This window comes from Bacteroidota bacterium (assembly GCA_018831055.1).
Classification (GTDB): domain Bacteria; phylum Bacteroidota; class Bacteroidia; order Bacteroidales; family B18-G4; genus M55B132.
On record JAHJRE010000281.1, the window covers coordinates 1 to 9,897 of the forward strand.

Here is a 9,897-nt window from a genome sequence, read left to right on the forward strand (position 1 = left end):
AAATTCAGTTCCGGTTTTCGATTTTAGTCAGGTTTTTCAATCCGGCTAATTTCGTTCCGTTTAGTTTTTTCTCGGCTCGGATTTTCGGTCTGTCGCTCACCTAAAATCAAATTCGAATCGTGAAATTCTGCGTTTCGTGTATTCATTCCGAACATAAATTTCGTTTTCCTTTCACCTAAAATTCTCAATTCGGTAATTCGTTCCGCGCGTAAATTCAGTTTTTCCGTTACCTAAAATCCTCATTTCGGCAATTTATTCCGAGTCAAAATTCGGTCAGTTTTTTCATTCAATCGAGGTCGGTTTTTCGAGTGATTTTTTCCATTAAAAATCAGATCATTCTTTTTAACCGAAAGTCAATTTATATGAGCACCAACGTTCTCCGTGTATGGCTCGTTGCGGATAAAACAGCGAGACCTTTCGAGTAAGTCGTAAAGTTAGCAAAAAATCGCAAACTTTCGGGTCAATCACTTGCCCCGCAATGAGCTATACACGGTGTTGGCAACCGTTTTTATTAATTTTTAAACTCAAAATATTATGAAATTCAGTCGTTTTTTAAATCGCGAAAATTTTTGGTTTGTGATGTGTCATTTAACAGCTCTAATGTGGGTTTTGATGTCGATTTTGCAATGGAATCAAATCTCGAATTTAGAGTATCAAAATCAGTCTTTAATTTATGAAAATCAGAAACTGGAACAGTTGGTTGAAAAACTTTATAAATTCCAAGCAAGCCAAAAAGAATGAAAAAAGGTAAATATATTTTTTGGTACGTGTTTAAAGGTGTTTTTTTAGCAGACTTTTGGTATTTTAAATGTCCACCGAGTTCTTTTGCTTTAATTCCTTTGTCCGTTAGTCGAAATTCAGCGTGTGATATTTTTATAAAGTATCCATACGTTATTCCTAAATCTGCAACTTTTCGAGATTCGTCAAGCATTAAATGCTTATCATCTTCGGTTGCGTTGTCAAAATCAAAGTCGGCAGATTCTGTTTTGAGTATATTCCAAACAATGAAATTACTTATGTCAGTAATTTTAGACAGAACGAAGTCTAAATATTCGATAGTAGTTTTGTTCATCGGTTTTTCTCAAATGGTTGCCAACGGTTTGCGTGTATGTGCAGTAGCGGATTAGAAGCACTTTCCTTTCCGTTTAGCACAAAGTTTCTTAAAAGTACAGACCTTCGATTTACCACTACACCCGCTATTGCCACATACACGCTGTTACAAGCTGGTGTTCTTCCGTTCTGTTTGTCGGTCAGCGTTGGCAAAGACATACTCTTTTGCAATTTTTGGTGGTGCGGTGGCTCGTGCGAATTGCAAATGTGTATGGCTTTTAGCGTAGGCGTTATTTCTTGTTCCATTCATATTTTGTTTCTCCACAACCTCCACACCTTATTTTCTTTGCAACTGTGTCATAATTCTTAAGTGATACCATTGGTCTTTTACATTCAGCATTTCCACAAATAAACATTCCTTCAAGTTCTTTAATGTCTTTCCAAAATGCTCTTAAATCGCCAATTTTTGGATTAAATGTACTTGCGTGAGACAAGTTATTTAAAATGGGTGATGCAAGAATATTATCTATTAGCGGAAATTTGTCTTTTAACTCTGGACTGCAAATTTTAATTTCTGATTTTATGCGAGTTATTAATTCGTGTGGCATTCTGTGTTCATTTGTGTTGTTATAGTTAAAAGCCACTTTAGCTTCAATATGAAATGCAATTTCTTTTAATGAAAACTCTAAATACCTACGAATTGGGTTTCCTAAATCATCTATTTTGCTTTCTGCAATACATTTTTCAATTCTCTCTTTAAGGTCGTTTGGCTCTTCGTCAAAATGAGTTCCCTTATCCTCAGACCATTTAATTTCATTTATAATCCAATTTTTAGTTTTTGCCAATGGACTTACAAAGTTTGTAAACCAATCTTCCTCGTGAGTAAGCAAAATGATTTGATATTTAGAAAATTTTTCAAAAATCAATTCCGCAAATTTCTTTCTATGGTTGGAGTCAAAACTTGAAATTACATCATCTAAAACAATGAATTTATTTTTTTCATTAAAAGCATATACAGAGGCTAAAAAGAATGAAATGCCAAAACAATTCAGATGAGATTCACTAAAATATTTTTGCGGAGGAGAAACCCAATTGCCGTTGTATTTATATTCTATTGTAATTCCATTTAGCTCGTCTTCATCACCAATAGTTACAATTTTGATTTCCTGAAATGGTTCATCAGGATTCATATACTGGTAGTATTCATTTATTTTACCCGAAAAAGTTGAAATGAAATTTTCAAGTCCTTCCTTTTGCTTTTTTACAAATTCATTGTAAATAATCTCTAATGATTTTTGTTGTTTTTCAAGTATTACTTTCTGCTTATCAAATTGCTGAATTTTCAAAAAAGCATCCTTAGAAGCAGAAATATTTGAATATAGAACTGCTGAATTGTCTTTTTTGAAAATGTCTTGTATTTGCTTAATTCTTGTGACTATTTTTTCTTGAAACTCAAAATCAGTCAATTCTAATTTGACTGTATCGATTTTAGGTATTTTATTACCCGAAGTAACTTTCTCTAAACTTGATTTTTGAAACTCGTTGACTTTCTTTTTTAAATCTTCAAATCCTGTTTTGATGTATTTATAATCTTCTGATTCGATTAATGCTTCTGAAAAAATAGTATCTAATCTTTTTATCCGTTCAACAGTTATAGATTGGATTAATTGCTTCGCTTTATCAAAAGATGCTTTTTTCTTTGTTGATTCTTTAATTTCTTTTAACCTTTCAGCTATTTCTAAGCGAAGTTCATCAATGCTTTTTGGTTGTAAACACAGCGGACAACTTTCATCCTTATGATATTTTTTAGATAAAACCATATCTCCAGTTTTCAGTAATTCGCCTAAAAATGTTTGCATAATGCTTTCAACATCATTGGCAATTATTTCAAATTCATTATAGTATTTTTCGTATTCTGTATTTATGAATTCTATTTCAGACTTAAGCGTAATTATTACTGAATTTGACTTTTCTAAAAATGCTAATTCCTTATTCAGTTTATTATTTGTAGCATTTTTTAAATGAGTTAAAACTTTATCAATATCCTTTATTTCTTTAACCTCAATGCCTGTTTTTAAAGGCTTTATTTTTTCATTAATAACCTCAAACAAGTTTTCCTCTTGACTAATTGCAGCTCCTAATTTTTCAATTAAAACTCCTTTTTGAGTATTTATTTGAGCTTCAAAATTTTGATTTTTAATTTCCGTTTTTATCGAATTCCAACTTTTTTTCAGCACCTCTTTTTTCTTCGTAACTTCTGAAAAACCAATTATATCCGATAAATATTTTAGCTTGTCACTTTTAGTGTTGTCAATGAAATTGGTAAGGTATTGATAACGTAATAAGAGATTTTCTTCTTTTGATTCCTCTAAGTAATTTTTAAAATCATCATTAACATTTGAAAATTCAGTTATCAATTTATCACGCTTGTTGAAAAGCGATTTAGAACAGTCTAAGGAGGTTTCTTTTACAAATGATATATTTACTTCCGACACGTCATCAACGTTAAGCGCTGCGTTTCGTAAAGCATCTTTTAAATCTATTTCGCTATTGCTTGATAAATGCTCTACACGATTAGTATAAAACCATTCAATGGCATCAGATATACTGCTTTTCCCTGTTCCATTGTCGCCATATAAAACAATTGACCTGCCGTTTAGTGGTAAGTCTAAAACGGTTTTTACACCTCTTATTCCTTTGATGGAAATTGTATTAATTTTTGTTTCCATCTCTTAGTTTTTGAAGTTCGTTTTTAACATTGGTGTCAGTCAGTTTATCATCTTGATACAGTTTTGACAACATCTTTGCTATGTCCTTATCAACATTTTCGATTTCTTCGATTCCATCAAAAAAATCATCTAAAATTTCTTTACCGGATTTTACTTTTTCTGCCATAATGTTGTTACTTAAAATATTTCCAATCAATTTTAAAACTAGATGTCAATGTTTGGTGCTGAATTTCAAATCCTGATTTGTTATTGCAAATGGGGTAAACTCCAAATTGTTCAACAAAATCTAAAATGAAATAACTTTCTAAATCTTCAATTCTGAATTGCCATAAATTTTTGAGCATTTCAAAATTGATGTATGTAAAAAATAAAGGTTCAACTTTTCTGTAATTTACTAAACCAAGATTTTTTGATTTACCATCAAAATGACCCAACAAACGGTTTCCAATACTATTCGTTCTTCTTTCACTCATACCTATATACAAAAGTTTAGACTTTTGAAAAGGATATTGAATTTCAATAGATTGGCTAAAAATGAAGTACAAACCCGTAATTCCATTTAAAGGCTTTATGTTGTTTGCTTCAAACAACTTTGGACTATCAAAATATATGGTTACTTCATTTGCCATTCTTCTAAAACGCTTTAAAATTATCCTTCATATAGTGTTTTAGATTCCATTTTTTGGTGGTGTCTAAGGCACGTTCTAGCACAATGAGTTTTTGCTCAGTGTGTTTTTTGAAATGTTCTACGGTTTCTTCTGCCAAATCGCCATCTAAGCAAACCAAGGTTTCTTTGTCGCCATCTGTAGCAAAAAGGATTTCGTTTTTGGTAAATTGCTCTTGCTTGGTTAGCGTATAATTGAGTTTGAAACCATTTTTTAGTAAAATTTCCGTGATTAATTCTTCTTTGTTGAAGGCAGAAATTAATTGTGCTTCTTTGTCTCTGATGTATTTCTTGAGTGCTTCAATATTTTCTTCGTGCGTTTTATTTGGGTCGGGGGCATATTCTACTCTTGGAAAATTTGATTTTTGCAGTTTGAATACTTTGAATCCAAGCCCTTTTAATTGATTTTGTTCATCTTCTTTTTTGCTGAACAAATTTGGTTGAGCTTCTTTCTTTTCTTTGATAATTCTCTCTACCACTCGTTTATTACGCTCAATAGTTATATCACTAATCTTTTTATAGCCTGCTTTGTAGGCCTCACTTTTCTCGTCTGTTGCTTCTGGAAGTTGGACTAAAATAAATTTTCGTCTGCCAAAATCTGTGTTCATTAAATCAAATACTGATTCTCCTGTTGAACCTGAGCCTGCAAAAAAGTCTAAAATAACATCATTTTCATTGCTCACAAATTTAAAAATGTGATTTAAAAAGTTAACTGATTTAGGGTTGTTAAAAACTTTAACTCCGCCAAATAAATTCTTCAGATCAGCAGTTGTTGCCCTATTATCTTCATAATAATAACTTTTTAATCGTTGGGTTACGGTATCAAGTCTTTTTTTAATTTTTGGGATTGTATTATGGTCATCACCCCATTGAACATCTCCTCTTTTATCTGCTTCATCAAAAGTTTCAAAAGGCCATCTATAACCATATTCTGGTTTGGAGCAAACTTCATTTGTTACAGGATGAATTATATCATAAGTATAACCTCCTGGTTTTGTGTTTGCAGAATTTCCGGGGTAAAAAACACCTTGTTCATCAACATAGGAGTAATGAGAAACCCCTGATAAATCATCACCATTAGTTTGCTTTCTAATCCACTTTCTTAATTCTGCCTGAATTTTTTCAATATCATTATTAAAAGTACTTTTTAATTCCTCGTATTTTTCTTGAATTATTTGACCTTTTTCTGAAGGTGTTTCCCAAAAATCTTGAGATTCTTTACTTTTCATATAACACAAAACGTACTCGTGTTCTGTTGCTACTTGTGTTGGATTATTATCTGTTGCTGTTTGCCAAACTATTTGTCCTCCAAAATTCTCCTCTCCAAAAACTTCATCACACAATTTTCTTAAATGATGTACTTCATTATCATCAATAGAAATAAAAATAACGCCATCTTCTTTTAACAACTGTCGAGCAATCAACAAACGGCTGTACATCATATTGAGCCAGTTGGAGTGAAAACGTCCGTCTGTTTCGGTATTGGTGTCTATTTTTAGCCCGTTTTCAGTAACTTCGGCATCTTCCCAATATGCCGCCTTGTCTTGGTTAAATTTGTCAGAATACACAAAGTCTTTACCTGTGTTGTAAGGTGGATCAATGTAAATACACTTTACTTGTTCACGGTAGCTGTTGCTAAGTAGTTTAAGCACCGCCAAATTTTCGCCTTCAATAATGAGGTTGTCGCTTTCTGTAGGGTTTACGCTTCTGTGTTCGTCATACACCAAGGTAGCATCAGTAGGCGTAAAGGCTTCACGCTTGGCGTTGCTTTTGCCAAACCAACGAAATTCGTATCGTTCAGTTTCGGTAACTAAACTGGGGTCAACTACTTTTTTGAGTTCGTTGATATTGAGTTGTCCGTCATTGGTAAACAAATCGGGCATCAGGTTTTTAAGTTGAGCCAAACGTTCTTTGTTCCAATCGTGCGATTGTACGTTTTCTATTGGGTTTTCTGTATTTCCTAATTCCTTACTCATTATGCTTTTTCAATTAATGTGTTAATAGTGTTTCTTGCATCCTCTTTAAAATATTGATAATCTTTTACAGGTGCTTTGTATTGTACTTCCACGCCCAAAGTTGCAAAGTGCTTCATAGCACAATTTATCTTGTAAACTTCACTTTCTTTGAGTGCTTTTTTATCGTTGATGTCGTTTGTTCCTTTGGTTTCAATGACAAAATAAAATTCGCTTTCCTTTCCATCACGCAATTGTTTACGTTTCATTACGATACCAAAATCGGGATTGTAATTGCCAATAGGTGTTGGGATTTGGTAATAAGCTGGTAGTTTCATAAAGCATATTACTTCATCATCTTCGTCTGTTGCCAATGCAAAGTTTCTTTCTACATCACTATCCACCAACATTTTGTCAAAAAATCCTCTTTTGGGTGTATCTCGGTATTGATTGTATTCAACCTGTTTAATGAAATCTTCAAACTCAAAGGGAAAAGTTTCGTCCGTCAAATGATAATTTAGTCCTCTTACCATTTCTTCCAATTCAATATTATTGATTTTGGCAGTAGCCTGCTGAATAAATTGTGGTGGGTTTTTAGCAAAAGAATCGTGATTAATTTCATTGACAATTTTAAATGCAGTAATGTAGCTAATACCTGTGTTTTCGCTAATTTCCTCAACTAAATCCAGAGCCGTATAATGGGCTTTAAGTTTATAACTTTCAGTACCACCAAATTGGTCTTTGATACCATCTTCAGTAATAGAACCAATGGAACGACTGCTCACTTCTGCTACATAATCTGCTATTTCAATGCTGTTTAGGGCTTCAATACTTCTATTGATTAATGCTTCTTCATCAAAACTTACTGTGTAGTTTGTTTTCTTGGCTAAAGCATTCCAAAATCGTCTAAACGCTTGATTGACGGTTTCATTTTTACTACGTTTAAAATGTACTTGATTTTGTTTTTCGCCTTTATGGGTATGTGTCATTCCTGCACCAGCTTGTTTAGTGCCATAAACTTCTTTGATTTCTTCTTGGTATTGGGTTACAAAAGTTTCGTAGCTTTCATTTGGGATTACAGTCAGTTGATTAATCCTTTCATCATCAGAAACTGTTAGACTATCATACACACGTTGCCCGTCTATATTGACACAAATACGCAATCCACGTCCAATTTCCTGTCGTTTTTTAATTTCAGAATACGAATTGCTAAGTGTGGCAATATTGAAAATATTTGGATTATCCCAACCTACACCAAGTGCAGAATGCGAAAAAATGAACTCAATTTTATTGGCTACCGAATCCCCATAACTCAAAAGTTCTTTTTTGTCTTTTAGAATGGCATCAAAAACATCAGAGTTTTTACGCATTGAGTTTTCGTTGTCAGTGTATTCTCCTTTTCCTGTTTGAGCAAAATAAAACCCTTGGATGGCATCAATATGTTCTGCCGTGGGTTGTTTATTATCGTGAAATTCAGGATAGATTTCTTTGTATTTTTCTATAAAAAGGTTCTTTATTACTGGTTCTTCACTAATGTAGTTAGCCACTTTGTCAATGAAAATAAGCGAAAGGCATTTGATGCCTTTTTCTTGTAGTTTTTGTTTTTTTGTAAAGTGCCTAATGATGAGCCATTCTAATTGCAAGTTCCAAATACTTTGAATGTTTCCAGAGGCTTGTTTTTCAAAAATTTCTGTTCCATTAGTAAACTGAACCGACCATTTTCCAGTTCTTAAACTCTTTTTAATTCGTTCAATTTTATAATTGAGATAACTCGGATTGTTGGTTACTTCTCCCAAATTATCGCCATCTTTCAACCATTTAGAATCTTTGAATTCAATTTTACCGCTTGCTGATTGATGCCAAGCCTTAATTTTTGCTTGAATAGGATTTTTACCATTTTTAGTTTCAGAAAGCTCTAGTTTTAAAGTCGCTTCGTCATTCTTTTCAGTTACGGTCAATACTTCAATTTTCTTTACTAATCCTTGTTGGTAACTGTCGTAAGGTGTTAAGCGATAAATCTTATTTTTTGAAACTTTATGGGTTGCCGAAAATCTGATTTTAAAAAGAGGATTGAGTTTGGCAATTTGTTTAATCGAATTATCTGTATCCATTCCTTCCTGTGGCTCGTCCATTATGATGATTGGATTTGTTCTACCAATGGCATCAATAAAAGGAATATTTGCAAAAAGGTCTTCTCTTTTTGCTTGGTTCAAAATTTTGTCTTCCGAATTAAAAGAAGCCAAAGTCATTACCATTATTTGAGGGTGTTGCTCTTCAATAAAGTGCGTTACTTTATTAAGCTTTTTACTGTTGTACTCAAATGATTTTGGGGTAAAACCGTAAATGTCTTCTAGTTGCTTTTCAAATGTCGAAAGCGTGCTCAATACACCTTGTCTAATAGCAACCGAAGGCACTAGTATGATGAATTTAGTAAAATTGTAGTGCTTATATAATTCGTAAATCATTTTGATGTAAACAAGGGTTTTACCAGTTCCTGTTTCCATTTCAATGGTTAATTCTTGGTCGTCTGTAAGTTTAGCAACTTCATCACTGATTGCATTTTCTTTTAAAACAGTTTTTATGTTTTCGGTAATTTGTTCGGGCGTAAGTGAACAAACATTTGAGCGAATGCCGTCAACAGAAGCATTATCAAAAGTATTTTTTACAGAACCGTCAAATACATCTATTACAGATTTGATAGCGGTTTCTTGATATTCTAATAGTTCTAATTTTAGTTCCATCATTTTCCGCTGTTCTTTTTGTTAATATATTTCATTTGCTGCTCTGCTACTTTTAGTGCTTTTTCTCCTAATTTTTCGTCTTTTATTTCATAAAGTATTTTTTCGCTCAAGTATTGAACAAGTAAATCTTCTTTATTCAAATCAAGTATCTCTGCCAGTTTTACTATCTGTTCTTTAGTTGCTTTTCGCTCGCTTCTTTCAATTTTGCTAAGTATAGCTGTGTCAATATCCAATTCCGCAGAAACGTGCCTTAAAAGCAATCCTTTTTCTTCTCTTTTTTCTCGAAGTAGTTCGCCTACCAACTTAGTGTTTTTCATTTGTGAATTATCACTTGATTAATTTGACTTGACAATATTCGTCAAATATAAGAAGTCTCATTTAATGATTAAAAAAAATGTCTTAAAACTTTTCAACATTCCGTTGAGCGTTGGAAAGAAATGGCTCTTTTGGTTTTTTGAGCGTAGGCTCGTGTGTCGGAAAAAACCAAATGTGCCATTTGTGCGGTGGGTTTTCTACACTTGCTTGTAACGGCTTAGGCTATGATTATTTGCGTAAAAGTAAAAACTGCTTTTCGGATTAGTAATAGCTGATGTAAAGAAACAGTGATTAAGATGTTGCAAAGTGTAGCAATTAATTATAGCCGTTGTTGTGTGGCGTTTTTTATGTTTAAGTCGGTTTATAATTTTATTGTTCTGGTTTTAAGGTCAGATAATTTTATTCCGTTCAGAATAGATTATAAGCGTGAGTTTAAATATTATAAG

At 32.8% G+C, this 9,897-nt stretch carries 7 protein-coding genes; all 7 read right to left on the reverse strand.

Annotated elements, in window-relative coordinates:
* Positions 1–541: 541 nt before the first annotated feature.
* Positions 542–1,072, reverse strand: a complete 531-nt coding sequence (locus KKA81_16570; GenBank protein MBU2652540.1) for a hypothetical protein — start codon at positions 1,070–1,072, stop codon at positions 542–544.
* A gap of 268 nt (positions 1,073–1,340) precedes the next feature.
* Complete coding sequence (locus KKA81_16575) at positions 1,341–3,779, reverse strand: hypothetical protein (GenBank protein ID MBU2652541.1); 2,439 nt, start codon at positions 3,777–3,779, stop codon at positions 1,341–1,343.
* The gene (locus KKA81_16580; protein ID MBU2652542.1) at positions 3,763–3,945 is read right to left on the reverse strand and encodes a hypothetical protein; all 183 of its coding nucleotides are present in this window, start codon (positions 3,943–3,945) and stop codon (positions 3,763–3,765) included. Before KKA81_16580 ends, KKA81_16575 begins: the two co-directional genes overlap by 17 nt.
* A gap of 7 nt (positions 3,946–3,952) precedes the next feature.
* Positions 3,953–4,408 (reverse strand): hypothetical protein, encoded by a 456-nt coding sequence (locus KKA81_16585; protein ID MBU2652543.1) that lies wholly within the window; start codon positions 4,406–4,408, stop codon positions 3,953–3,955.
* A 4-nt stretch (positions 4,409–4,412) separates the two neighbouring features.
* Positions 4,413–6,419, reverse strand: a complete 2,007-nt coding sequence (locus KKA81_16590) for a site-specific DNA-methyltransferase (GenBank protein ID MBU2652544.1) — start codon at positions 6,417–6,419, stop codon at positions 4,413–4,415.
* Entirely contained in the window at positions 6,419–9,139 is a 2,721-nt protein-coding gene (locus KKA81_16595) for a DEAD/DEAH box helicase family protein (GenBank protein ID MBU2652545.1), read from the reverse strand. Before KKA81_16595 ends, KKA81_16590 begins: the two co-directional genes overlap by 1 nt.
* Entirely contained in the window at positions 9,136–9,453 is a 318-nt protein-coding gene (locus tag KKA81_16600; GenBank protein ID MBU2652546.1) for a helix-turn-helix domain-containing protein, read from the reverse strand. The genes KKA81_16595 and KKA81_16600 overlap by 4 nt, the downstream gene beginning before the upstream one ends.
* Positions 9,454–9,897: the final 444 nt, after the last annotated feature.

What these genes read in the sequence shown, in the direction of transcription:
- KKA81_16590 (MBU2652544.1), bottom strand. Translation starts at nt 6,419, where the DNA reads ATGAGTAAGGAATTAGGAAATACAGAAAACCCAATAGAAAACGTACAA.
- KKA81_16585 (MBU2652543.1), bottom strand. Translation starts at nt 4,408, where the DNA reads ATGGCAAATGAAGTAACCATATATTTTGATAGTCCAAAGTTGTTTGAA.
- KKA81_16580 (MBU2652542.1), bottom strand. Translation starts at nt 3,945, where the DNA reads ATGGCAGAAAAAGTAAAATCCGGTAAAGAAATTTTAGATGATTTTTTT.
- KKA81_16595 (MBU2652545.1), bottom strand. Translation starts at nt 9,139, where the DNA reads ATGATGGAACTAAAATTAGAACTATTAGAATATCAAGAAACCGCTATC.
- KKA81_16575 (MBU2652541.1), bottom strand. Translation starts at nt 3,779, where the DNA reads ATGGAAACAAAAATTAATACAATTTCCATCAAAGGAATAAGAGGTGTA.
- KKA81_16600 (MBU2652546.1), bottom strand. Translation starts at nt 9,453, where the DNA reads ATGAAAAACACTAAGTTGGTAGGCGAACTACTTCGAGAAAAAAGAGAA.
- KKA81_16570 (MBU2652540.1), bottom strand. Translation starts at nt 1,072, where the DNA reads ATGAACAAAACTACTATCGAATATTTAGACTTCGTTCTGTCTAAAATT.